General features: G+C 42.1%; 22 protein-coding genes and 7 pseudogenes. 24 read left to right on the forward strand and 5 right to left on the reverse strand.

The window, feature by feature from the left end:
* Positions 1 to 192: 192 nt before the first annotated feature.
* The 7 genes from ACXN9U_RS02365 to ACXN9U_RS02395 all read left to right on the forward strand — a co-directional run bounded on the left by ACXN9U_RS02365 (position 193) and on the right by ACXN9U_RS02395 (position 7,157).
* Positions 193 to 561 carry a Na-translocating system protein MpsC family protein gene (locus tag ACXN9U_RS02365; RefSeq protein ID WP_489202133.1) on the forward strand — a complete coding sequence of 123 codons (369 nt, stop codon included), beginning with the start codon at positions 193 to 195 and terminating at the stop codon, positions 559 to 561.
* Positions 562 to 825: 264 nt separating this feature from the next.
* A complete protein-coding gene (locus tag ACXN9U_RS02370; protein WP_045926805.1) occupies positions 826 to 1,626 on the forward strand; it encodes a formate/nitrite transporter family protein in 801 nt (266 codons plus the stop codon).
* A gap of 390 nt (positions 1,627 to 2,016) precedes the next feature.
* A complete protein-coding gene (locus ACXN9U_RS02375; protein WP_016938849.1) occupies positions 2,017 to 2,157 on the forward strand; it encodes a YrzI family small protein in 141 nt (46 codons plus the stop codon).
* 173 nt (positions 2,158 to 2,330) lie between these two features.
* Positions 2,331 to 2,486, forward strand: coding sequence for a hypothetical protein (locus ACXN9U_RS02380; RefSeq protein WP_201025252.1), 156 nt, complete (start codon positions 2,331 to 2,333; stop codon positions 2,484 to 2,486).
* Between the two features lie 170 nt (positions 2,487 to 2,656).
* Positions 2,657 to 3,196 (forward strand): class I SAM-dependent methyltransferase, encoded by a 540-nt coding sequence (locus tag ACXN9U_RS02385; RefSeq protein WP_045926782.1) that lies wholly within the window; start codon positions 2,657 to 2,659, stop codon positions 3,194 to 3,196.
* A 205-nt stretch (positions 3,197 to 3,401) separates the two neighbouring features.
* Complete coding sequence (locus ACXN9U_RS02390; RefSeq protein ID WP_016938851.1) at positions 3,402 to 3,968, forward strand: TetR/AcrR family transcriptional regulator; 567 nt, start codon at positions 3,402 to 3,404, stop codon at positions 3,966 to 3,968.
* A 27-nt stretch (positions 3,969 to 3,995) separates the two neighbouring features.
* Positions 3,996 to 7,157 carry a bifunctional cytochrome P450/NADPH--P450 reductase gene (locus ACXN9U_RS02395; RefSeq protein WP_060964682.1) on the forward strand — a complete coding sequence of 1,054 codons (3,162 nt, stop codon included), beginning with the start codon at positions 3,996 to 3,998 and terminating at the stop codon, positions 7,155 to 7,157.
* A 149-nt stretch (positions 7,158 to 7,306) separates the two neighbouring features.
* Here ACXN9U_RS02395 and ACXN9U_RS02400 read toward each other — a convergent pair whose 3' ends face one another.
* Entirely contained in the window at positions 7,307 to 8,515 is a 1,209-nt protein-coding gene (locus tag ACXN9U_RS02400; protein WP_060964683.1) for an MFS transporter, read from the reverse strand.
* 215 nt (positions 8,516 to 8,730) lie between these two features.
* Here ACXN9U_RS02400 and ybaK point away from each other — a divergent pair, with 215 nt between their 5' ends.
* Together ybaK and ACXN9U_RS02410 are read left to right on the forward strand one after the other, a co-directional pair.
* Positions 8,731 to 9,213, forward strand: coding sequence for a Cys-tRNA(Pro) deacylase (gene ybaK / locus ACXN9U_RS02405; protein ID WP_060964684.1), 483 nt, complete (start codon positions 8,731 to 8,733; stop codon positions 9,211 to 9,213).
* 46 nt (positions 9,214 to 9,259) lie between these two features.
* On the forward strand, positions 9,260 to 10,177 hold the full coding sequence (locus ACXN9U_RS02410; RefSeq protein ID WP_060964685.1) for an MBL fold metallo-hydrolase: 918 nt from the start codon (positions 9,260 to 9,262) through the stop codon (positions 10,175 to 10,177).
* A 137-nt stretch (positions 10,178 to 10,314) separates the two neighbouring features.
* Here the strand turns inward: ACXN9U_RS02410 and ACXN9U_RS02415 are convergent, their stop codons facing one another.
* Entirely contained in the window at positions 10,315 to 11,040 is a 726-nt protein-coding gene (locus ACXN9U_RS02415) for a MurR/RpiR family transcriptional regulator (protein ID WP_060964686.1), read from the reverse strand.
* Between the two features lie 220 nt (positions 11,041 to 11,260).
* On the opposite strand from ACXN9U_RS02415, the gene ACXN9U_RS02420 reads away from it, so the two are divergent.
* From ACXN9U_RS02420 to ACXN9U_RS02460, 9 genes and pseudogenes are all read left to right on the forward strand, one after another.
* Positions 11,261 to 12,073 (forward strand): Cof-type HAD-IIB family hydrolase, encoded by an 813-nt coding sequence (locus ACXN9U_RS02420; protein WP_060964687.1) that lies wholly within the window; start codon positions 11,261 to 11,263, stop codon positions 12,071 to 12,073.
* Between the two features lie 32 nt (positions 12,074 to 12,105).
* Positions 12,106 to 12,929 (forward strand): annotated as a pseudogene (locus ACXN9U_RS02425) (HAD-IIB family hydrolase).
* 259 nt (positions 12,930 to 13,188) lie between these two features.
* A complete protein-coding gene (locus ACXN9U_RS02430) occupies positions 13,189 to 13,440 on the forward strand; it encodes a DUF2651 family protein (RefSeq protein WP_060965133.1) in 252 nt (83 codons plus the stop codon).
* Positions 13,441 to 13,636: 196 nt separating this feature from the next.
* On the forward strand, positions 13,637 to 14,137 hold the full coding sequence (locus ACXN9U_RS02435; protein ID WP_060964688.1) for a DinB family protein: 501 nt from the start codon (positions 13,637 to 13,639) through the stop codon (positions 14,135 to 14,137).
* 144 nt (positions 14,138 to 14,281) lie between these two features.
* Positions 14,282 to 14,758, forward strand: a pseudogene (locus tag ACXN9U_RS02440) (GNAT family N-acetyltransferase); the annotation flags it as partial.
* A gap of 130 nt (positions 14,759 to 14,888) precedes the next feature.
* Entirely contained in the window at positions 14,889 to 14,951 is a 63-nt protein-coding gene (locus tag ACXN9U_RS02445) for a tetracycline resistance efflux system leader peptide (protein WP_134816631.1), read from the forward strand.
* A 33-nt stretch (positions 14,952 to 14,984) separates the two neighbouring features.
* On the forward strand, positions 14,985 to 16,361 hold the full coding sequence (gene tet, locus ACXN9U_RS02450; RefSeq protein WP_489202134.1) for a Tet(L)/Tet(K)/Tet(45) family tetracycline efflux MFS transporter: 1,377 nt from the start codon (positions 14,985 to 14,987) through the stop codon (positions 16,359 to 16,361).
* 97 nt (positions 16,362 to 16,458) lie between these two features.
* Entirely contained in the window at positions 16,459 to 16,677 is a 219-nt protein-coding gene (locus ACXN9U_RS02455; RefSeq protein WP_060964690.1) for a hypothetical protein, read from the forward strand.
* 163 nt (positions 16,678 to 16,840) lie between these two features.
* The gene (locus tag ACXN9U_RS02460; protein ID WP_060964691.1) at positions 16,841 to 17,377 is read left to right on the forward strand and encodes an ATP-binding protein; all 537 of its coding nucleotides are present in this window, start codon (positions 16,841 to 16,843) and stop codon (positions 17,375 to 17,377) included.
* A 302-nt stretch (positions 17,378 to 17,679) separates the two neighbouring features.
* Here the strand turns inward: ACXN9U_RS02460 and ACXN9U_RS02465 are convergent, their stop codons facing one another.
* The 3 genes from ACXN9U_RS02465 to ACXN9U_RS02475 all read right to left on the reverse strand — a co-directional run bounded on the left by ACXN9U_RS02465 (position 17,680) and on the right by ACXN9U_RS02475 (position 20,474).
* The gene (locus tag ACXN9U_RS02465; protein WP_060964692.1) at positions 17,680 to 18,552 is read right to left on the reverse strand and encodes an AraC family transcriptional regulator; all 873 of its coding nucleotides are present in this window, start codon (positions 18,550 to 18,552) and stop codon (positions 17,680 to 17,682) included.
* 555 nt (positions 18,553 to 19,107) lie between these two features.
* Positions 19,108 to 19,635: a PadR family transcriptional regulator gene (locus ACXN9U_RS02470; RefSeq protein ID WP_060964693.1), complete on the reverse strand. Its 528-nt coding sequence runs from the start codon at positions 19,633 to 19,635 to the stop codon at positions 19,108 to 19,110.
* Entirely contained in the window at positions 19,632 to 20,474 is an 843-nt protein-coding gene (locus ACXN9U_RS02475) for a sialate O-acetylesterase (RefSeq protein ID WP_060964694.1), read from the reverse strand. Before ACXN9U_RS02475 ends, ACXN9U_RS02470 begins: the two co-directional genes overlap by 4 nt.
* A gap of 183 nt (positions 20,475 to 20,657) precedes the next feature.
* Between ACXN9U_RS02475 and ACXN9U_RS02480 the strand changes: the two are divergent.
* The 6 genes and pseudogenes from ACXN9U_RS02480 to ACXN9U_RS02505 form a co-directional block, all read left to right on the forward strand.
* Positions 20,658 to 21,152 (forward strand): annotated as a pseudogene (locus ACXN9U_RS02480) (recombinase RecT); the annotation flags it as partial.
* Positions 21,098 to 21,328 (forward strand): annotated as a pseudogene (locus ACXN9U_RS02485) (ATP-binding protein); the annotation flags it as partial. The pseudogenes ACXN9U_RS02480 and ACXN9U_RS02485, both read left to right, overlap by 55 nt.
* A gap of 304 nt (positions 21,329 to 21,632) precedes the next feature.
* A pseudogene (locus tag ACXN9U_RS02490) lies at positions 21,633 to 21,976 on the forward strand (RusA family crossover junction endodeoxyribonuclease).
* A gap of 83 nt (positions 21,977 to 22,059) precedes the next feature.
* Positions 22,060 to 22,310 (forward strand): annotated as a pseudogene (locus ACXN9U_RS02495) (XtrA/YqaO family protein).
* A gap of 22 nt (positions 22,311 to 22,332) precedes the next feature.
* Positions 22,333 to 22,986 carry a hypothetical protein gene (locus tag ACXN9U_RS02500; RefSeq protein ID WP_060964695.1) on the forward strand — a complete coding sequence of 218 codons (654 nt, stop codon included), beginning with the start codon at positions 22,333 to 22,335 and terminating at the stop codon, positions 22,984 to 22,986.
* Between the two features lie 92 nt (positions 22,987 to 23,078).
* A pseudogene (locus ACXN9U_RS02505) lies at positions 23,079 to 23,531 on the forward strand (hypothetical protein); the annotation flags it as partial.
* Positions 23,532 to 23,748: the final 217 nt, after the last annotated feature.

Genomic DNA, 23,748 nt, shown 5'->3' on the forward strand with positions numbered 1-23,748 from the left:
TACTAACAGACCAATCCTATCTGTATAAAACGATAGACTCATAACACGTTTCCTATTACGAATCCATCTTCACTGCTTTTATTATAAGGTGATATTTATTATAATACAATACGAAAGGAAAACTTTAACCAAGTGAAATGTACAAAGGGGAACCGGGAATGTCTTTCATAGGCTGAAATCGGAGGGGACAATATGTCTAAAAAAATTCATGAATTTAACGATATTATCCGGAAATTACGCAAAGAATTATTTGGAAAAGGGCCGGAACGAATTCACACCGTTTTTGTGGATAACATGGCGGTATCTACGCTTTACGGCAATTTAAGCGCAAGTGAGCAGTTTATCGCACGCACCCCTGAAGGAAGAGAAATGGTTCACGCGGCGCGGACCAGCTTAATTCAGGAGCTGTATTCAAAACAAACGCCTGAAGGAATGGAAGAGCTCATCGGGGCAAAGCTCGTGCATCTGTTTTCAGACATCAAGATCGAAGAGAATATTGCGGTGTCTGTATTTGTATTTGACCGAACAATTGAAGCGCGCCGTGAAGAAATCAAAAGCTGAAAAAATTCAATTGACACGAAATTGTCACATTTGATATGATATGAACTGCCAGCAGTGGCTTAAGGACGATTTTTTATGGAATGTGTGCATGAGCTGTACATGTTCTATAGCTAACATTTTCATTCTGCTTGATATTGTTGTATGGGTATGCATACAAGTTAGGCAGCATTCAAACCCGTTTCAGACGGGCTGTTTGAATGCTGCCTTTTTTATTAAGTTCCTTTTGAAAACTGCCGGATGAATTGATAATGGAGGGGTTTAATGATGGCTTTTCGTAAACCGGACGAAATAGCGGAGCTTGCGGTCGAATCAGGGGTAAAAAAGGTGCAATCACCGCTTTCAGCGCTGATCGTATTAGGATTTTTAGGAGGAGCGTTTATCGCACTCGGTTATTTGCTTGATATCCGTGTCATCGGAGATCTTCCGAAAGAATGGGGCAGCCTGTCAAGCTTAATCGGCGCGGCCGTGTTTCCCGTCGGACTGGTGCTTGTCGTTCTTGCCGGCGCGGAGCTGATTACGGGAAATATGATGTCAGTATCCATGGCGCTGTTTTCCAGAAGAATATCCGCCGGTTCTTTAGTGAAAAATTGGATGATCGTGACGTTAATGAATCTTGTCGGCGCGCTGTTTGTCGCTTACTTTTTCGGACATGTTGTCGGATTAACTGAAACGGGGCCGTATTTGGAAAAAACGATTGCGGTCGCACAAGGCAAATTAGATATGCCGTTTGGAAAAGTCATTGTGTCGGCGATCGGCTGCAACTGGCTTGTCTGTTTAGCCGTCTGGCTTTCTTTCGGGGCAGAGGACGGAGCCGGTAAAATCGCGGGTATATGGTTTCCGATTATGGCGTTTGTCGCAATCGGTTTTCAGCACGTTGTCGCCAATATGTTTATCATCCCGGCTGCGATTTTTGCAGGCTCTTTTTCATGGGGAGATCTGATTCTTAATCTCATTCCGGCTTTTATCGGGAATGTGATCGGCGGCGCAGTGTTTGTCGGCCTTATTTATTTTATTGCATATTCAAAAAAGGATCAGAATAAACAAGGGATGAAAAGAGTTTCCTGAGGTAAGAAAGATGCCGGAAAACATGGACAATTGAAGCGGAATTCCAACACATTTTCCGTCCAAATCTTGAAAATAATGTTTACAAATTGGAAGACGGTGGATATACTTACAAAGTAAGAAAAAAAGCAAAGGGAGGTTGAGTCACATGACAACGTTAAACGGCAAGCAAAACCGAAAATTGAACCGATTCAGCCTGTGGAAGAGTTCGTGTCCTTCCTTAACCTCTGCCTGTTAAGCACGTTAATTTCGGAGTATCAGGACATTCGCAGCTCCCCGCAGGGAAAGAAGCACCTGCTTCTTTTGTCTGCGGATTTAGTCTGCCCGCAGCACATATGAAGTTTGCTGCGGGTTATTTTCGCCTGTGCGGATATTGAAAGGGGGTGAGCGATAATGACCATTAATCTCTTCTTTTTGACACTGACCATTTCAAAGCGTTTTAAAAGTGCTGAAGAATATGAACGAGAACAGCAGGTTGAAGAGTTTTACAATGAAGCGAAAGAACGCCAGATGAAACATTTTTATATGAACTGAGTGAACAAAAAGAGCCAAAATGGAGAAAAAGGAGGAGATCATCATGTTCAGAATTGAACTGCTGAATCATTACACAATGGAGAAGGACCAGGTTTAGCTGGAATTTTGCTGTCACCGCGCAGACGGCCTGCATACCATGGTAAAGAAAGATAAATCGGTAAGCGGGTGATAGCATGCAGGACGGACAGAACAGAATTCCATCTATCGGACACGGGTATGCGTCAATGCCCCATTCATTTAAACACGGCTACGGCAACCCGTATCGCCGTCAGAGAATGGCGGCGCTTTCCCGGCAGACAAGATATATAACACCGTATTATTGGTACTAGAGCAGACGGAAAACCTACGTTTTCCGTCTTTTTTTATGAAAACGATATAAATTTCAATTAAATCGAAACATTTATGAAGAGAAGTGCGTCTAATTAGCACCTCGTACTAATAGGAGGTAATATTATTTCTGAATAATAAATCACAGAAATAGAAAAGCGGGTGTTATACAATGTTGCAACATACATCTTCAGCATTAAAACGAATGCGCGCGAAATACTTTGCTACATCAGAACCGGCACAACCAGTCATTCGGCAAATTATGATGGATATACAGGAATACGACCGCATTCTGGAAATCGGAACCGGAAACGGCTCAATGTTTAAACAAATCATCGGACAGCTTGAAAAGGGCAGTCTTAAAAGTATAGAAACATCAAAACGTAAAATACGGAAAACACAGCGCGCAAACCGTTCGGCCATAAAGGCCGGACTCGGAAACATTCAGCATGGGCGGCCTGAAAGCATTCCGTTCGACGACCGCAGCTTTCATAAAGTCTTCTCGTTACATACTGCTGAAACGGTCAGTGATTACCGGACAGCATGTAAAGAAGTGTACCGCGTGCTTCAAATTGACGGGTCCTTTTATATGGTTTTGAAGCCTTCACGAATGAGCGAAAATGATGTAATTCAGGTGCTGCGTGATCAGCATTTCAGAGACATTTCAGTTGTCAGCAGAGATTCATTCCATTTTATTACTGCCATTAAATAGAATATTTCTTGGGAAATAAAAGAGCTGCTTAAGTCATGGCAGCTCTTTTTTATAATTTGGGCATATTTCCTTATTTTTGGCTATTTCACACATGTTTTATATTAAAAAAAGTTTTTTTCTTATACAATAATGATCAGATGACCGTACATTATTTTTGAACAAACGGAATGAATATTCATTCCGCACATTTTAAAAGGGGGATTAGATGACAGCTTCAAACAAAGTTGAACTCATTATGAAAGCGTCGCTTACTTTGTTTACAGAGAGAGGATTTGACGCAACGACGATTCCGATGATTGCTGCTCAGGCGGATGTCGGAACCGGCACAATTTACCGTTACTTTGACAGTAAAGAAACGCTTGTTAATGTGCTGTATCAGGAAAGTGCGCAGCGTTTTATGAAAAAAGTCAAAACTGATTTTTCGAAAATATCTGTAAGAGAAGGGTTCCATCACCTTTTTTACTGCCTGATTGATTTTACGAAGGAAAGCGAGTATGCATTGTTTTTTCTTGAAACGAATAAGGACGCCTACTTTCTGAATGAAACGAGCCGTAAGCTTCTTGATGAAATCACACAGATGCTTGACGTCTTTTTTCAGCGCGGCAAGTCTGAAGGCGTGCTCCGGAATCTGCCGTCCGATGTGCTGATGGCGATTTTGCTAGGGGCATATCTCAAACTCTATCAGCTTGTCCGGACGGGAAGCGTTGAGATCACAAAACCGTTTCTGAAAGAATTGGAGCAATGCTCTTGGGACGCCATCCGAACTCATTAATTATTCGCAGAAGGAAGGAAGATCAATATGAAACAGCTAAACGCTATACCGCAGCCGAAAACATACGGACCACTGAAAAATCTCCCTCACCTGGAAAAAGAAAAACTTTCACAATCGCTTTGGAAAATTGCAGAAGAATACGGCCCGATCTTTCGTTTTGAATTTCCGAGCTCTGTCGGGGTTTTCGTATCAGGCCGTGAACTTGCGGCAGAAGTCTGTGATGAAAAGCGATTTGACAAAAACCTCAGCAAAGCCTTGCTCAAAGTCCGTGAATTTGGCGGTGACGGATTATTTACGAGCTGGACAAACGAAAAGAATTGGCAGAAAGCGCATCGGATTTTACTGCCGAGTTTCAGCCAGAAAGCAATGAAAGGCTATCACTCAATGATGCTTGATATTGCCATGCAGCTCGTGCAGAAGTGGAGCAGATTAAATCCGAACGAAGAAATTGACGTCGCTGAAGATATGACGCGCCTGACGCTGGATACAATCGGTCTGTGCGGATTTCATTACCGCTTTAACAGCTTTTACCGCGATACACAGCATCCTTTTATCACGAGCATGCTTCGTGCGCTGCAGGAGGCAATGCGCCAATCACAAAGACACAGCCTGCAGGACAAGCTGATGATCAAAACGAGACATCAGTTCCAGCAGGATATTGAAGTGATGAATGAACTCGTAGACCGGATTATTGCTGAGCGGAGGGAAAATCCGGATGAGAATCTGTCTGACCTTTTATCATTGATGCTTGAAGCGAAAGATCCTGTAACGGGTGAAAGGCTGGATGATGAAAATATCCGCTATCAAATCATTACTTTTTTGATCGCCGGGCATGAAACCACAAGCGGACTGCTTTCATTCGCGATTTACTGCCTGCTGAAAAATAAAGATAAATTGGAAAAAGCCGTTGAGGAAGCCGAACGGGTGCTGACGGGAGAGACACCTGAATATAAGCAGATTCAGCAGCTGACATATATCCGCATGGTGTTAAACGAAACATTGCGGCTTTATCCGACTGCCCCGGCATTTTCCCTGTACGCGAAGGAAGATACGGTTCTCGGCGGAAAATATCCGATTGAGAAAGGACAGCCGGTGACGATTCTGACTCCGCAGCTGCACCGGGATAAAAGTGCGTGGGGAGAAGATGCCGAGTTATTCCGCCCGGAAAGGTTCAGTGATCCCGCGGCAATTCCGGCCGATGCGTATAAGCCGTTCGGAAACGGACAGCGCGCATGCATCGGGATGCAGTTTGCCCTTCAGGAAGCGACAATGGTGCTCGGGCTTGTCCTTAAACACTTTGAACTGATTGATCACACGGATTATGAGCTTACGATTAAAGAAGCTTTAACCATTAAGCCTGGTGATTTTAAAATCCGTGTGAAAAACAAGGACGTGTCCAATCAGCAGCCCGCACAGAACCATAAAGCTGAAAACAGCGGTCACAAAGAAGAAACGGAAGAAATACCGTCCCACGGAACTCCGCTTCTCATTCTTTACGGATCAAATTTAGGAACTGCGGAAGGGATCGCGGAAGAGCTGGCTGACATCGGCAGAAGCAAAGGTTTTTCAACTGAAACCGGCCCGCTCGATGATTATGCCGGGAAATTGCCTGTAAAAGGCGCTGTCGTTATTGTTACGGCTTCTTACAACGGAGCGCCGCCTGATAATGCGGCGGGTTTTGTGAAATGGATGGAAACCCTTGAAGACCAGGAATTAAAGGGTGTTTCTTACGCCGTTTTCGGCTGTGGAGACCGCAACTGGGCCGCCACTTACCAGAGGATCCCACGCCTTATAGACAAAGTGCTTGAAGAAAAAGGGGCAGCACGGCTGACCTCTCTCGGAGAGGGCGACAATGCCGATGATTTTGAGTACAGTCAGGAAGCTTGGGAAGACTCATTCTGGCAGGACATCATCAAGGCTTTTCATATAGAAGCCGCTCCAAAACAGCAGAATAAATCACAGTTATCAATAGAATACGTAAGTGAAGCAGCTGAAACGCCGATTGCCAAAACGTATAAAGCATTTGAGGCGGAAGTGATTACAAACAAAGAGCTTCATACCGAAAGCAGCAAGCGCTCAGTCCGGCATATTGAGCTGCGTCTTCCGGAATCAGAAACTTATCAGGAAGGAGACCATCTTGGGGTGCTTCCGCAAAACAGCGGGAAACTGATCAGCCGTGTTATTCGCCGGTTCGGTCTTGATCCGAATCAGCCCTTTAAGATCAAGGGGCGGCAGTTGCCTCATCTCCCAATGGACCGGGCAGTTAATGCGCCGGAGATTTTGGCGTCATATGTAGAACTGCAGGAACCGGCAACGAGAGCCCAGCTTCGCGAACTCGCGGCTCATGCCGTATGCCCGCCGCACCAAAAAGAATTGGAGCATCTTTATTCTGATGACGCGGCATATAAAGAAAACGTGCTGAAAAAACGAATGACCATGCTGGATCTGCTGGAAGAATATCCGGCTTGTGAACTGCCGTTTGCACGCTTTTTAGAACTTCTGCCGTCATTGAAGGCGCGCTATTATTCAATCTCAAGCTCACCGAAGGCAAAAAGCGGAGAGCTCAGTATCACAGTCGGCGTTGTGACTGCTCCGGCGTGGAGCGGCCGGGGAGAATACCGGGGCGTGGCTTCGAACTATTTAGCCGGATTACAGAATGGCGATCATGCCGCATGTTTCATCCGCTCACCGCAGTCCGGTTTTTCACTGCCTGAAAATACGAAAACACCTCTCATTATGGTCGGGGCGGGCACCGGAATTGCGCCGTTCAGGGGGTTTATCCAGGCGCGGGCTGCCGAAAAAATGTCCGGTCACAGCCTGGGCGAAGCTCATTTATACTTCGGCTGCAGGCATCCTGAAGAAGACGATCTGTACAAAGATGAATTCGACCAGGCGGAGAAAAACGGCCTTGTTACCGTGCATCGGGCGTATTCCAGGTTAGATCAGGATTGTAAAGTATATGTACAGGATGTCCTGCTTCGCGAGGCTGCACAGATTATTGCGCTTCTTGGCCAAGGCGGCCATCTCTATATATGCGGTGACGGAAGCAAAATGGCTCCGGCTGTGGAAAACGTACTGCTTCAGGCGTATGAAAAGGTGCATAACACTGATTCAAAAGTTTCCTTGAATTGGCTTGAACAGCTGCAAGCGGAAGGAAGATATGCGAAAGATGTTTGGGCAGGTGTGTAACAGAAGCGTGAGGCAAATGAAGATTGTTATTTAATTGAAGAAAGCCGGCACGATATTTGAAATCTACTGAATCAAAAGGAATAGTTATAGGGAGTATCGTGCCGGCCTTATTTTTATTATCGGACAAAAGACACAAACCTTTAATATTTTTATTGATTTATATGCAGGCGGTTATGTTTTCTTTTTTTGAATTCCGCCATAAATAAAACCGGATAAGACAATACCAGCAAAACCGAAATAAAAGAAATGATGCCGATCCAATGAAAATGCGTCCAAAAGAAACCGCCGCAAGATCCAGCCGCACTTGAACCGATATAATATGCAAGCAGATATAATGAAGAAGCTTGCGCGCGATGATCACCGGCTGCCCGGCCGACCCAGGCGCTTGCAATTGAATGTGCGCCGAAGAAGCCGAAGGTAAACACGGCAATGCCCGCAATTTTAAGGACAAGCTGGGGCAAAAGTGTCACCGCTGCACCGGCCAGCATAATCAAAATCGCAATCTTAATCATTTTTGAGCTTCCGAAAAGGTCCGCTTTTTTCCCCATATAGACAGAGCTGAACGTTCCCGCGAGATAGACGATAAAAATAAAGCCGATCACAGTCTGCGACAAATGATAAGGAGCAGCCATTAAATGAAAACCGATATAGTTATATAAGGTGACAAAACTCCCCATTAATATAAATCCCAGAGATATTAACAAAAGCAGCCGCTTGCGGTGTATGACCGCTCCATATTCTTTAAATGCCGCTTTTACGCCCGCATGCCGCTGAGATGAGTGGCGCGGAGCCGGAAGAAAACGCCAAAACAAATAGCTTAATATTATAGAAAGAATGCCGATGATGGCAAGCGCCGGCCGCCAGCCGAATAAATCGGTCAGAAGCCCAGTTAACAGCCTCCCGCTCATTCCCCCGATGCTTGTGCCGCTGATATACAGGCCCATCATTTTCCCGAGGCCCTTCGGATCAAACTCCTCGCCGACATATGTCATAGCGACAGCCGGAACGCCTGCCAGAAAAATACCGAGCAGACCTCTCATCGCCAAAAGCGCCGCAAAAGCCGGACTGAACGCTGTTAATAGGCCTAAAACAGAAGTGGCTGTTAACGACAGCACCATCAATTTTTTTCTGCCGAATCCGTCAGATAACGAAGCGGCGGCCAATAATGAAAATGCCAAAACGGCTGTTGAGATGGATAAAGTTAAGCTGGCAGCCGCAGCGGAAATATGAAACTCTTCCGAAAACAAAGGCAAAAGCGGCTGTGTCGTGTAAAGCGTGGCAAATGTCACAAAGCCGCTGATAAACAGAGCCAAGCTGGCCTTTCTGTACGCCTTTGTATGAGGCTGAATAAACGTCATGAATGTCCCTCTTTTCTCACTGTTGCTTTTATATGTATCGTACGCTTTTCATTTCAATGTGTCTAATTTATAATAACTATGGAATTAATGCGTATAGGTTATGAAGGAAGGAGAGAAGCAAAAAATGAACCTTCATCATCAAATTGACAGCTTCATTGCAGCGGCTAAAATAGATCATATAAAACAGAAAGAAATACAGGTAACGGAGGAGCGTCATGGCGAAAAAAACAGTTAAAACAAATGCCGTCCGTATCATTGAACAGCAAAATATTTCCTATGAGCTATTAAGTTACAAAACAGATGGGGGACAGCCTGCAGACGGCCTTTCCGTTTCGGAGAAAATCGGATATCCCGCCGAAAATGTCTATAAAACGTTAGTAACATCGGCAGGGACAGAGCGTTATTACGTTTTTGTTGTTCCCGTTGCAAAGGAACTGAATCTGAAAAAGGCTGCAAAGTCAGCAGGTGAGAAGAAAATAGAAATGATTGCCATGAAGGACCTTTTGAGAATCACTGGCTATATGCGCGGAGGCTGTTCTCCGATCGGCATGAAAAAATGGTTTCCGACTTTTATTGATAAATCCGCTGAAACACTGGAGTTTATGATTGTCAGTGCGGGGAAAATCGGATTGCAGGTGAAATTAGCGCCTCAAGATTTAGCCGCAGCAAGCCGGGCATCCTTTACAGACATTGTATAAATGTCCGATGAATCGAACGAAATACACGTTTCAAGGGAGAATGATCATGAGAAAAAGATACGAAAACTTGAATGGCGTGAAGAATGAACATGGATTCAGGGACATGTGGAAATGGATGAAGGAACGACGAGAGAAAAGTAAAGACTTAAGCGAGAACATTCCGAAAGCGGCCGGCAGGGATGTTCATGATGTTGCCGTCAATCGGACAAAAACGGCTATTACATGGATCGGCCATTCTTCATTTCTGATCCAAATACAAGGGCTTAACATGATCACCGACCCTGTATGGGCGCGGCGGATGGGCTTTCAAAAACGGCTGACAGATCCCGGATACGAATTGAGCGAACTGCCTGAGATTGATGCCGTGCTCATTTCACACGGGCATTATGACCATCTTGATTTTCCGAGTATAAAACAACTGAGAGGAAACCCGGATTTTTACGTGCCTGCGGGACTGAAAAAGCTGTTCATCAAAAAAGGCTGCAAAAAGGTGTTTGAAATGAATTGGTGGGATCGTTTCGAGATGCGGGGAGTGAACATATCATTTGTGCCTGCCCAGCACTGGACACGGAGAACGCTTTGGGATACCGATACCTCTCACTGGGGAGGCTGGGTCATAGAAAGCGAAAACGGTGAATCCATCTATTTTGCAGGAGATACAGGCTATTTTGAAGGCTTCAAAGAAATCGGAGAAAGGTTTCATATTAAGGCGGCTCTGATGCCGATAGGCGCGTACGAACCGGAATGGTTTATGAAAGTGTCACATATCAATCCGGAAGATGCCGTGAAAGCGTTTTTGGAGCTGAAGGCTGACAGCTTCATTCCCATGCATTACGGAGCATTCCGGCTTGCTGATGATACAGGCCCGGAAGCATTAAGCAGACTGCACAGCGAATGGGACCGTCTTGCATTACCTCCGGAAAAACTGAAAGCATTAGCGCTCGGAGAAACATTTTGGCTGTAACGAATAGAGAAGAAGCCAATTCCGGGACGAAAAACCGCTGTTCGGCTGTTTAAAGTTTCTGGTTCAGCCTAAGCTGTTTAACATATCGATTTTCCTGCCCCCCAGTTCTCTTGCTGGGGGGTATTTTGCATGAATGTTTATTTTCTCAGCTTGTATACTTCGCGTGCCATGGATTCAAGTATGTACATGGCGGGGATTTGGGTGGTGATATTCGCATTTTCAACCCATTCTTCCGTCACGTAATATGAAAGATTTACATCGGACATTTTGGCGATGGTCGAGTGTTTATGGTTTGTAATACTGATGACCCGGCTGCCTTCTTGTTTCAGCTGATTCAGATGAGTGACCGTAGAGCGGCCTTCACCTGAAACCGACAGAGCGATTGTTATGCTGTTTTGGCGGAAATGGGAATGGACCGGAAAGTAAGGATCTTTAATGTACATGGAGAGTTTCCCTAAGCATGAAAAATATCTGGCTCCGTATTCGGCAAGAATTCCCGAACTTCCCACTCCGATAAAAATGACGCTTTCTGCATCCGCCGCAAGGGCTGCGGCTTTCTTCAGCTTTTCTTCCATGCCCCCGCTCATTGTTCTCTCAAAAAATTCGGCAACGGAATGATGGGGGCTCTTTACATTTGTTTTTTTATTTGCCTCCGCATACATTTTCAGCTTGACCTTAAATTCCGAAAACCCTTCACAGTTTATTTTTTTGCAGAAACGTAAAATAGAAGCCGTAGATACATGGGTTTCATCTGCCAGCTCACGGATCCGCATATAGACGACTTTCTCGTTGTTTTGAGAGATGTAGTTGTATAAAGAAGTTTCAAGCTCGTTAAATGAAGCAATCATCTCGTGTGTGAACATGCAGGGGGATTCTCCTTTTCATGAGAATGGTGAATGTACATCTAATCGTAACATATCATTTTAAAAGAAACATAGCGTTATATTTACGTGACAAATCACTTATTGTGTCATTCAGAACAAGACTTCACCCAATGATTTACGGGACGAATAAACTGCGGCTATAATTCGTTCATACGCTATTCGAATCATTTCTTCAAGGGTCTGAAAAAAGGAGGACAATATGGGTGTTAAGCTGATAGCCGTTGATATGGACGGGACGTTTCTGAATGATGAAATGGCATATAACAAAGAGCGTTTTATGAACCAGTATCGTGAATTAAAAGCGCGGGGAATTAAATTTGCCGTAGCAAGCGGCAACCAATATGCCCAGCTGAAATCTTTCTTTCCGGAAATCGAAAGTGAAATCGCTTTCGTTGCTGAGAATGGCGCTTTTGTCGTGAATGCCGGAGAAGAATTATTCGCGGGTAAAATGTCTGAAGATACAATACAAGCGGTATTCGATGCTTTAAAGCGGTATGATGTGAAAAACGTCATTGTCTGCGGAAAAAAAAGCGCGTATATTCATGAAAATGCCGGTGAAGATGAATATCTGCATGCCGGTAAGTATTATCATGTGTTAAAAAGGGTGCCGCATTTTGAAAACATCGATGATGACATTTTTAAATTTTCCATCAGCTTTCCCGCCGAACATTGTTCCGCACTACTGAGCCATTTGAAAAACGCCATCGGAACTTTCGTCACGCCTGTATCAAGCGGGCACGGTGACATAGATCTGATCATGCCGGGGCTTCATAAAGCAAGCGGGATGAAGCTTCTCCAGAAACAATGGGGGATAAATGAGGAAGAATGCGCGGCCTTCGGAGACAGCGGGAATGATTTGGAGATGGTGTCCGCCGTGAAATACGGAGTCGCCATGGACAATGCGCATGAAAGCATTAAGCAGGCAGCCGTGCATATCACGCAATCAAACAATGAAGAAGGGGTCTTAAACGCGATTGATGCCATTCTCAAAGATGAAAAACCGTTTGTCTGAAATAGACGTTTTAACTGCGGAGGTGCTGAACGATGATTAAATTAGTGATTACGGATTTAGACGGCACATTTTTAAATAATCAAGGCGATTTTGACCGAACATTATTTGAAGAGACTAAACGAGTAATGGCGGAACAGCATGTCGCTTTCGCCCTCTGTACCGGAAAGCAGTGTGAAAGGGTGGAGGCTTTATTCGGAGAAGATGCGAAAGATTTTTGGATTTTAGGAGACAGTGCCACGCGTATGAAAAAGAACGGCAAATTCGTATATGAATCTTTGATCAGGAATGCAGCGGGACTGTCAATTATAAAGGTTTTGGAAAAAATCAGCTGCGGGCACAGCATTATTGCGTGCACCAAAAAAGGCGCGATGGTGAAAGAGAACCTGTCTGAAAGTGAAATGAAATTCGTGAATGCCTCTTATGCTCATGTAACGAAAATAGCTGATTTCACTGAGATAAAAGACGACTTTATCAAGATTACGATTCATGACCCCGACCCAACTGCCAGGAAACGAAAGAAAAGCTGCATGAATTTTTTCATCAATTATATATCGTAGCATCAGAAGACACCTGGATGGACATTTCAAATATCGGAATACACAAAGGAACAACCGTAAAGGAACTGCAGCGATTGTTAGGGGTTTCGCCTGATGAAACAATGGCGTTCGGAGACGGACGCAATGACAAAGAATTGATGGAAGCGGCATCCTACAGCTTTGCGGTCAAAAACGCCATTGACGAAATAAAAGATGCGGCGCATTTTGTCATTAAATCAAATGAGGAAAGCGGCGTCATGCATACGATTATGAGAATATTAGCGCTGCAGGAACAGAACATGAAGACATCACATGGGTAAATCGCGTGTGCTGAAGTCGGTGCGGCAGGACTTACTAGGGGACGAAAAAAAGCAGACTATCCGAAGGCTGCTTTTTTTCTGCAATAATAAATATCTATATATGATTGAGTATATTGGTGTAATATGTAATAAATGGAATAGAACGTAATGGTGAGATGGAGAAAATTACTTCATATCACTTGATATTAGACAAAGCGCTGAACAAAACAGGAAATTCCCCGTTTTGAAATCATGAGGAGGTGTTTGTATGAGTCCGCTGTTGAGTCCTGCGTATATCATTCTCATCATTCTTCCGGCAGCTTCTTTTCTGTTGGGGATTTTAGGATATTTCATCTTCAAAAAAGTATGGATGATGGTTGTTATTGTTTTCATTTTGTCCTTGATATTTATGTTTATTGTAATAGGTGCCGAGCCGACATTTTTGATTTGGGTGGCTATGATGACGGGGAGCTGTTTTATCTCCGGTTCAATCACTAAGACGATATCGACTTTTGCAAAGCGAAACTATTAGCCTGTTTGAACAGCTATACTTCTTTTTATCGATTGAAGAAAAAGAAGTATAGAGTGATCTGTCGGATTCTTGTTTTGGATGTTATTGTCAGATCGGGCATTCTATTAAGAATGTCATTAGACAGGTCTGTTTAAAGTTTTAACTTAACGGAGCATGATTATTGAACGCGAGGCGCATGGAAAAAAGGAGGATTTTTATGTTTCAAACCTTAGACCATTTTTTGAAATCTTGGGAGTTCGAAGCCGATGCGACACAGAAACTATTAAATACTCTGACTGATAAATCACTAAAACAAGAAATCACTTCACAGAACTGGACTTTAGGCCGTATTGCTTGGCATACTGTTGCTGCTATTCGCATCATTACATTAAACACAGATTTAACGTTTCGCGCCCCGGCTGAAGATTATCCTGTTCCCGCTTCGGCCCAGTTGATAGCTGACGGCTATCATCAAGCAAGCAATGCGTTCGTGCAGGCGTTAAAAACGCAATGGACTGACGATACACTTGAAGAACGTATCAGCTTTATGGGTCAGCAGTTACCAAATGGTTCACTTTTACTGTTTTTAATTCAACATCAAAGTCATCATCGGGGACAAATGACCGTTCTTATGAGACAGGCAGGTTTACCTGTTCCAGGTATTTATGGCCCGGCAAAAGAAGAATGGACAAAGTTTGGGTTGGAAGCTCCGGAATAGGATGTTGGTGTAAGAGCTCGAATGAATAGATAATACCAATCGATGTTGGTATCTTTTTTGTTTTAAACCGGGATCCATGAAATGCCACGAATCACAGTTAAAAAGATGTAAAGCAAGGTGAATAAATGCAGAAAGGTGATTATTATGATAACTAAAATGACTCGATTCAATATGAAAGACTTCAATAAACCAAACGAACCTTTCGTTGTTTCAGGGAAAATCATCCCTTCATTTGAAAAATGTTTGGACATATACAGAGGAGATATTTGCTGAACCTTATGTCAAAAAATATGACGATGAAGAAATTGATGTCAGTTATATTGAAGAAGAGGATAAAGTTGTCTTTTTAATTACACAGAGAACCACTGTGTCGGCCGGAGTAAGCTTCGTTCTAATTGGAATGGATACGCACTGATTAAAGACATTGACGTTGCAAATAGAAAAAATGGTGTCGGGACGGCTTTATTAGATAAAGCGATTGAGTGGACAAAGGAGAATCATTTATGCGGTCTCATGCTTGAAACACAAGATATTAACGTTTCAGCTTGTCATTTTTATGCCAAAAATAACTTTGTCATAGGAGCGGCCGATACAATGCGTTATTCGAATTTTTCAACAGCATATAGCGGGTGTGTGTCGCAATGTATTCATAATATCGGATTGAGGATTTTTCTTTTTTTGCGAGCCTTATTGTTGTATACCTTAATCTGTATATAATAAGATATATCAATCTATGCAGGGGGAGTTAAGTATGAAGTGCAAAAAAATGAACAGGGTACAATTAAAAGAGGGAAGCGTATCAATGGCCCTATAAACTGCGTCTGCCCTCATTAATGGAGGGGAAATTGTGAATACGCCTTATTCACAATCAACTTTACGGCACAACCAAGTGTTCATTTGGCTTTGTGTTCTGTCATTTTTCAGCGTATTAAATGAAATGGTTTTGAACGTCTCGTTACCTGATATCGCCAACGATTTTCATAAACTGCCAGCGAGTGCAAACTGGGTGAACACGGCCTTTATGCTAACCTTTTCCATCGGAACTGCTCTGTATGGGAAGTTATCAGATCAGCTGGGCATCAAAAAGCTGCTCCTGTTTGGGATTATGGTCAATGGCTTCGGATCAATCATTGGATTTGTTGGTCACTCTTTTTTTCCCATACTCATTTTAGGTCGGTTTATTCAAGGAGCTGGTGCTGCCGCATTCCCGGCACTTGTAATGGTTGCAGTCGTACGCTATATTCCGAAAGAAAACAGGGGTAAAGCATTTGGTCTGATCGGGTCGCTGGTGGCAATGGGGGAAGGTGTCGGACCAGCTATTGGCGGAATGATCGCTCATTATATTCACTGGTCATATTTGCTGCTTATTCCAACAGCAACAGTTATTACCGTTCCATTCCTGATAAAACTGCTTGAAAAGGAAGAAAGAATCAGCGGGCGCTTTGATATGGCGGGGATTATATTAATGTCTGCAGGCATCGTATTTTTTCTGCTGTTTACAACGTCATATAGAATGTCTTTTCTGACCATCAGTATTCTAGCTTTCCTGATATTTGTGAAACATATTAGGAAAACTCAAGATCCCTTTGTTGACCCTGCACTGGGGAAAAATGTCTTGTTTATGATGGGCGTCCTTTGCGGAGGCCTGATATTCGGCACTGCTGCAGGATTTGTGTCTATGATTCCTTATATGATGAAAGATGTTCACCATTTAAGTACTGCGGCAATTGGAAGCGGGATTATGTTCCCCGGGACGATGAGCGTCATCATCTTCGGTTACATTGGAGGATTGCTTGTTGATCGGAAAGGTTCTTTATATGTGCTCACCATTGGGATTGTATTGATGTCTTCCAGCTTTTTAATTGCTGCCTTTTTTATAGATGCGACACCTTGGCTCATGACCGTTATAATCGTTTTTGTTTTTGGGGGGCTCTCCTTCACAAAAACGGTTATATCTACAATTGTGTCTGGCAGTTTAAAACAAAAGGAAGCCGGGTCCGGAATGAGTTTGCTTAATTTTACGAGCTTTTTATCAGAGGGAACGGGCATTGCGATTGCAGGCAGTTTATTATCGATCCGCTTGCTGGATCAAAGGCTGCTGCCTGTTAACGCTGATCATTCCGCTTATTTGTACAGTAATATGCTGATCCTATTTGCAGGAATCATCGTTATGAGCTGGCTGGTAACCCTGAATGTCTATAAACGTTCGCGGAGAAATGACTAAAAAGGGAAAGGATCAAACTTGATAAAAGTTTTGATCCTTTTTTTGAGGAGCTTCCTTATTCCGAAACCTTTTGTCGATCAATGAAAGGAGAGTTAAGGTGAATTACATTTATAAGAAAAAGGAAAAGAAAAATGGAAATTGTATCATTTCAATCAGAGATAAATGGGAGAATGCACTTATTGAGTTTGAACAAAAAAATAATCAAATTGAGATCGTGGTCAATGAGCGTAACGAGAAAACAACTAAGTTTTCGCTGCCAATTGAGACTTTTGAGAAAGTGTATGAGGATATTAAAATAGGCCGGAGAGAAAGTTAATCATTCTTTTTGAAAATGACCATGAAGTTCGTAAGCAGTATGGTTTTAACACGCATCTGGATTCCCCTAGAAAAGCAAAGGTTTTGGGGATTTATGTTAAAATAATAGTCAGAACCTTGTGCAGCGGACAGGGAGTTTCGTTGCTTCATAAGGAGGGGGAACTATGAAAAATAAGATTCACATACTGGGAGCCTCTGGAGTCGGCACTTCAACATTGGGTGCTGCATTATCAAAGCATTTGCCTCATACGCATCTTGATACTGATGATTACTATTGGACAGATAAATTCACTAAAAAAAGAGAAATTCCTGAAAGAAGAAAGCTGCTTGAAAAAGACTTAACAATAAATGAGAAATGGATTCTTTCTGGCGCAGTGTGCCGCTGGGGCGATGATCTAAAAAGTGAATTTGACCTTGTCATCTTCTTATGGATTCCGCAAGATATCCGGCTTGAAAGATTAAGGCATAGGGAATTTCAACGTTATGGAAACGAAGTGTTAGCCGGCGGCAGTAAATATGAAGAATCAAAAACATTTTTAGAGTGGGCTTCTTTATATGATAATGCTGGTATGGAAGTTAGAAGTAAAGCTTTACACGAACATTGGATGGCAGATTTATCTTGTCCAGTGTTAAAAATTGAAGGAGATTACTCAGTCAATGAAAGAGTTGATCGTGTCTTGGATTATTTGAATTCTAATTAAACGAACAGAAGCATAGAAAACTCACTTCGGGAAACCGTGAAGGCAGGAATCAAAACGGGAGATCTTGGCGGTCAATCATCAACGTCAGACTTTGCAGAAGCAATTGCAGAAAGGATCGGACGTTAAAGCGGGAAATAAGAGGCGCGATGCAGAGCATCAAAACGCAATAGGACACCTCAATTTAGATTTTCTGTAAGAACGGCTCTGCTCATTAAAAAACTCAATTCGTAGATTTAGCGGCATCAATATTGCCGCAGATCGGGTTAGTGAGGAAGGGATGAGCCCCCTTCCTGTAAGATATATTACTTTTTTGAAATGGGTATCCAAATTTCACTTTTAAAAGATGGTGATGTTACATCTTTATGCTCATTCCACAGTATTTCTGGACCTTCAATTTGTTCATAATTTGACGATGGAAACCATTCGGAATAAATCCGCCCCCATACTTCCTGCAGTGCATTCGGAAATGATCCGACTGCTTCGAATACAGCCCACGTTGAAGCAGGGACTTCAAGCTGTGATAGATGATTTGGGCAATGTTTCGTTGTGGCTGCGCCAATATAGTGATCAAGCTCTCCGTTTTCCTCTGTCCGGCCTTCAGAAAAGTTCGTGGATGCACTAATGAGTCCTGCAGGCGCTACATTAGAAAGCTCTTTTAGTTGATTGATTGCTGCTTCATCTAAACTTTCCCACATCGATGCAATGTCAGGATTCACTCCTTTGAACAAAATAGGGACTCTTTTTTTTATGCCGACGATGCGAAATGCCTCTTTTTCTTCAATGCGATAGTTCATTTCATTTCCTCCTTTGATTGATAACTGGAAGGTCATTCGCGGATAAGCTTTAAGTGAATGGCCATTATGTTTAGCTTCTGTTGGTCTTATGCCATGCAAATGTTTAAATGCTCTTGCGAAAGAATCTGGTGAGTGATAACCGTATTTTATTGCAAGATCAATCACCTTAACGCTGCTGTCTTTAAGTTCAAAAGCTGCAAGAGTAAGACGTCTGCGACGAATATATTCCGATAATGAAATACCTGCAAGGAAGGAAAACATCCTTTTAAAATGATATTCAGAGCAGAAAGCAAGCCTTGCTGCTTCTTTGAAATCAATATCGTTCGTGAGGTTTTCTTCAATATACGTTAATGCGCTATTCATCCTTTTAAGCGAATCCATTTATTTGACCTCCTTTAACAAAAGAATAACAGGAGCGAAATGTATCTACCCGACATTCCGTGCACAGTTTTGCAGGATAACTTATATGTAATAATTAAGTTATTCACCTGTATTTGTACAGCTAAAGAAAACACCTCATAACTGATTGGGTTTCATAAGATGAAAGAAAGTTATCATTGTTCTATATTAAAAAGAAAATAAGAGGATGTCAGATCCGGCTTTTCGCAAGTATTCTTCCTTAAGGGAGATCACTTTTGCTTATTCGACTAAAGCAGCAGTTTAGCGGAAGAAGGAGAAAAATCAGTTGACTTACTTGAATACTAAATAGGTGTAAAAAGTGGTTATTCATACGAAGGATTGAAAAAGAAGAACACGCAGCAGATTCACTTGCTCTTGTTGGGGGGCAAGTGTTGACAACCCTATTACTGGTTTAATTAAAGAAGGAGTATAAAACCTGTGTCAATGATGTTACGAGATATCTGCGACACAGGTTTTATATGTAGGTAACTCATCTTCTTATATATTTAACATTGCATTTTTTTATTATGAAATAGTTCATTCTATTTCTGCTTTCAATTTTTCGAACCATTCTAAATTAACCAAGTGATGTGAACGGGAATTTTCGTTCATACGACGAAAGTAATTGATTGTGCCGGGAATTTCTTGAGTGACAGACAGGTATTCATCAAGGAGCTCGATTCGAGTTTTAGTCTGATCGATTTGTGATTGGATCAGATCCAGTAATTTATTTTTGTCGAATTCATCGGCAAAGAGTAACGCCCCATAAAATTGCAGGTTCACATATTCCGATTTGGTGCCGTATTTGATCATTAATTTCTCGAATTCTGCCCTTCCCGATTCTGTGACGTTAAAGTGACGGATTTCACGCCCGCTGGTTGAGGGTTTCTGATGAATCTGTTCGATAAAACACTTTTCTTCAAGTTGCTGCAGATTGTAATAAAATGAACCTTTTGTGAAGTTAACAATGTATTTGTAATGACGTTTTTCCATTAAGGCCAGAAGTTCATAGCCATGAGCGCCGGGGTTTTGGATGAGCAGGCCAAGGATAAGTAAGGGAATTATGGTTTCATCACCTTCGCCATCCGCGCCTCAAATTCCGCGTACGTGATTTTGCCCGATGCCAAATCCATACTATGAAGGTAAATCTGTTCTGTTTTAGAATAGCCGCCCTTCACTTTCAGTGATTGCTCCTCTCCCGAAATAGGTTTCAGGATATGGCACTTTTTCGAAAAAGCCTCGAAATAGCGGTAACCGAATTTGCGTTGTGAAGCTGCGTCTAAATGAATGCCATCAGGATTCGCAGTCAAGCCTGCTGCAGTAACAAAATAACAATTCGGTTGTTCATTAGCGAAACGCAGCAATTGTTCATTAACCTGTCGAAATTCAGTCGCATGCTGTCCAAAACCGATCTTCCCAAGAAAGTCACCAAGCCCTCCAATCATCAACGGTACCTCATCAAGTTTCAACTCGTTTCTTAGCGTCTCGATGATAAGGGTTAATTTCTCGTAATAAGTTTCATGCAGCGAACGATAACTGTCACTCTCACCCTGGTGCCAAAGGATTCCGCAAATTTGACTGGATCGGAGGGCGAAGCGGGCTTCGGACAAAGCATGCTGAAAAAGGATGCCTTCCGGATGCCAGTCATTCAATGAACTGCCACCTTCCGCACAAGGGATCAAGCCAATTTCTTCATCGGGATGGGCTTTCGACCATGCATCTGCAAAAGATGCCGCCAGACCAACGCCGGAAACCGGACGGTCGTAATTAATCGGCTCTGTCATCATCTGCCACTGTCCATTGCGCAGCATTTTTATTTTTTCATTATAGATAGGATCTACTTCATTCAAAAATCCACGGCCTGCCATATTCGACTGCCCCAACATCAAAAAAGACTTTATCATCTAATTTTTCACTTCTTTACATCAATATTTGGTCTAATTAGACTATAGTCAATTCAGTTTGTCTTGTAAAGTTTTAACAAGGTTTTATTAGTATGTATGAAAAGCGTTCCTGTGAAACAGCAAGGAGCGATCATGAAAGGTTGAGGAAGTGTTAGAAAAGAGGGCTACACAGTTTACTGCTTGGGTACATACAAGCTTGCTTTGCGAACAGGCCGATATAAGTCCATCAATTGCATACCGATTCATGAAGGCGAATTGCAGAAGTGCCATCCGCTGACTGAGGAGATTGATTTTGAAAAACGAGAATCAGATGCGGTAATTGGTTATGCAGCTTATTTTGAGTTGATAAATGGCTTCGAAAAACAGTGTATTGGACAAAGGCACAAGCAGAAAAGCACAAAAAGAAATTCAGTAAGTCTGATGTTGGATGGAAAAATGACGGGGATGCGATGGCACTTAAGCCTGTATGAAAAGCAGTTTTGAGCAAGTGGGGGATTCTTTCTAAAAAGCAGTTATTAATGAAACAGACAGTTCAGAAATTATCGATTCCGAGCCTTCAAACAAAGAAAATACAGAAAACCAAGCGTGCGAGAAGCCGATCCTTTTGATGGCAAGCCTGTAGAAACAGTGATCCAAGGGCAAACGATTGGCAGGTTGATCAAATCCAGTCAGTCTTAAATTATCGATATTTGAATCACAAGCCTTTGCTGATTTCTTCGGAGTTAATACTCGATGAGATTTTGGACATTGACGAGGCTCTTGGTTCACGAATTTACCAGATGTATCGTGATTACATAGTGATTATTAAAGGCGATCGAATGCAATTAAATCATAGGTTAGGTGCTTGGGAATGAAGGAAAAAACGAATGTAAAAGCAGCTGATGGACTTTATATATTTGGACCTCTAAGTCTTACAGAATTACGCTAACTAATCCGTTTACTTGAGGAAAAAATAAATAGAGCGGTTGCTGAGTGCTTAAAGCAGTCGTGTCTCTGCTGACAATTTTAGTCTCCGCACCGAGAATAGAAAAAGAAATTCAGCTATGGGAACAGCTTGACGGGAGGTAAAGAACAGTTGAATTGCATTAAGTTCATTGTTTATGGTGAGCCAATCGCACAGGGGCTGCCAGTGGATCAATACGAAATGGGAAGGTGCATATGCGTGATCCAACGAAATCAAAGTATTTCAAACAGTATGTGGCATTGGTTGCGTCTCAGCATCGTCCAGAAACAATTATTACTGGTCCTGTCTTTATGGATGTCAAAGTGTATAGACCTATGCCGAAATCAGTTTCAAACTCAAAAAAGAAGAAAGAACAAGCTGAAAAGGGACTTCTGCAGCCGACAACTAAGCTTGATATTGATAACTATGTAAAGGGTGTAAAAGATCCCTGAATCATCTTATTTACAAAGAGGATAGTCAGGTTGGGGATCTGAAAGTAAGCAAGTTTTATAGCGCAGAGCCGAGAGTGGAGATCAAGATAAAAGAGGTTTCTGCCTAAAAATAAAAAACACCGAAGCGCTTAGCCTCAGTGTTCTTGATATGAACTGGTCCTTCTATCATAACACACAGGGAGCGCTTTGAGTGTACAATCCAAGAGAAATAAACATCAAAAAAGGCTTCACTATTCAGCAGAAGATTGACCAAGGGAAGGTTAAAATTATTGTTTTAGATGGGAATCAAGGTACTGCCCATGTCTTAGATGCTCCGGAGCATGGTAAACAGTGATTCAAACTGTAAAGGGTAGCTTTGCGCGGGTTGATCATGAGATAGGGTTTAAAATGAATGATAGTTTATTAAAAAGGCACTTTAAAAGTGGTTTTGTAGTAAAATAAACAAAAACGCTGGAGGATAGTAATGTTTTTAAAGGGATCAGGTGTTGCTTTCTATTTAAGGGTTTTGTCACCTTTAAATGAGTTTATTGAATATTTGGATGACGTTGAAGACAGATTTGAAAAATCAAAAATGCGGTATGAAAATGAAGCAAAAGAATTGAGCCCAGAAATTGAAGAAGATTATTGGGATTATTATATTGATGAATATCATGACTTCAATAGCACATATCCTTCAATTTTGAGAAGTAGTGTATTCACGAGTATATATAGCTTTTTAGAGTACCACCTTATAAGCAGATGTTTAGATAAAGCAATTTTAGACAAAGTTAAGTATGATAGAGGGATTTTTAAAGCCAAAAGTTATTTTAAATTAAGATATAAAAGTAATGAGAAATTTAAAGAGTCAGAAATATTCTCGAACAATGTTTGGAATAAAATTGTTGATTATTCTAAGATTAGAAATTGTTATATTCACAATTCAGGAATAATAACAATGATACCAGATGAAACAAAGCAAAAAGAATTAATTCAAATTATTAGAAAAACCAATTATATTGAAATTGATGACCGTGACAGAATACATATACTAAATAGGGAATTTTGCAAAGAATTTCACGAAGTTGTTTACAAATTTATTTGCGATTTGAATGATTTATTATTAAATTTAAAAGATTAAGTCCAAGACGGAGAGCCTCGGACACTGAACTTACAGTATTATTTACGCTGTTTGTTTAGTGTCGTTTTTATTTGGAAAAGGAGGACCTATTCATGAATCGAAAAGGCATTGAAAATCTAATCAATAGCTATCACTGGATGGTGAAAGAGGTTCATCGATTGCAAAGGGTACTTTATGGTTCAACAATTCCTATGAAAAATTGGGGTGTTGCTCAATATGGATTAGAAGCAGCTATGCCAAAAGGAAGTCCTGGGAAGAGTCAGGCTGAGTTGCGACAAATGGATATGAGAGAAGAGCCTCTTTTCAAACGTCTTAAATACTATGAGGAACGAGTATATGCAGTTGAGTTAGGCGCCGGAAAAACCAAAGGAGAGCAACACAAAGTTATTTATGATTGCATGAGGGAGGGGATGAGTTACCGTGCTATTGGCCTTCACCTTGGCATTTCAAGGGAAACTGTACGCAAAATGAAAGATGAGTTCATCATCCATTTATGCCCAGGTTGCCACTTTGAGCGTTTGTTGAATCTGAAAAAATCTGTAGTGTCAAATGGGAGGCAGGTCGGTGCGGATCGTTTAATCATTCGCGTTAGAAATAACCTTTCTCCTAACGGAGAAAGGCATGAGCGATTGCAATCAAAATAGCGACTGCAAACTCTCGGGAAATTTTGATGTGGATTTCCATAACCACACCCCTCTAGGCGAGTAAGGATTTCGACTTGGTCGGATTAACCGTGAGAGCCGCGCCCACCTAGCCCAATTA

The sequence above is a fragment of the Bacillus sp. BACIII genome, from assembly GCF_057836745.1.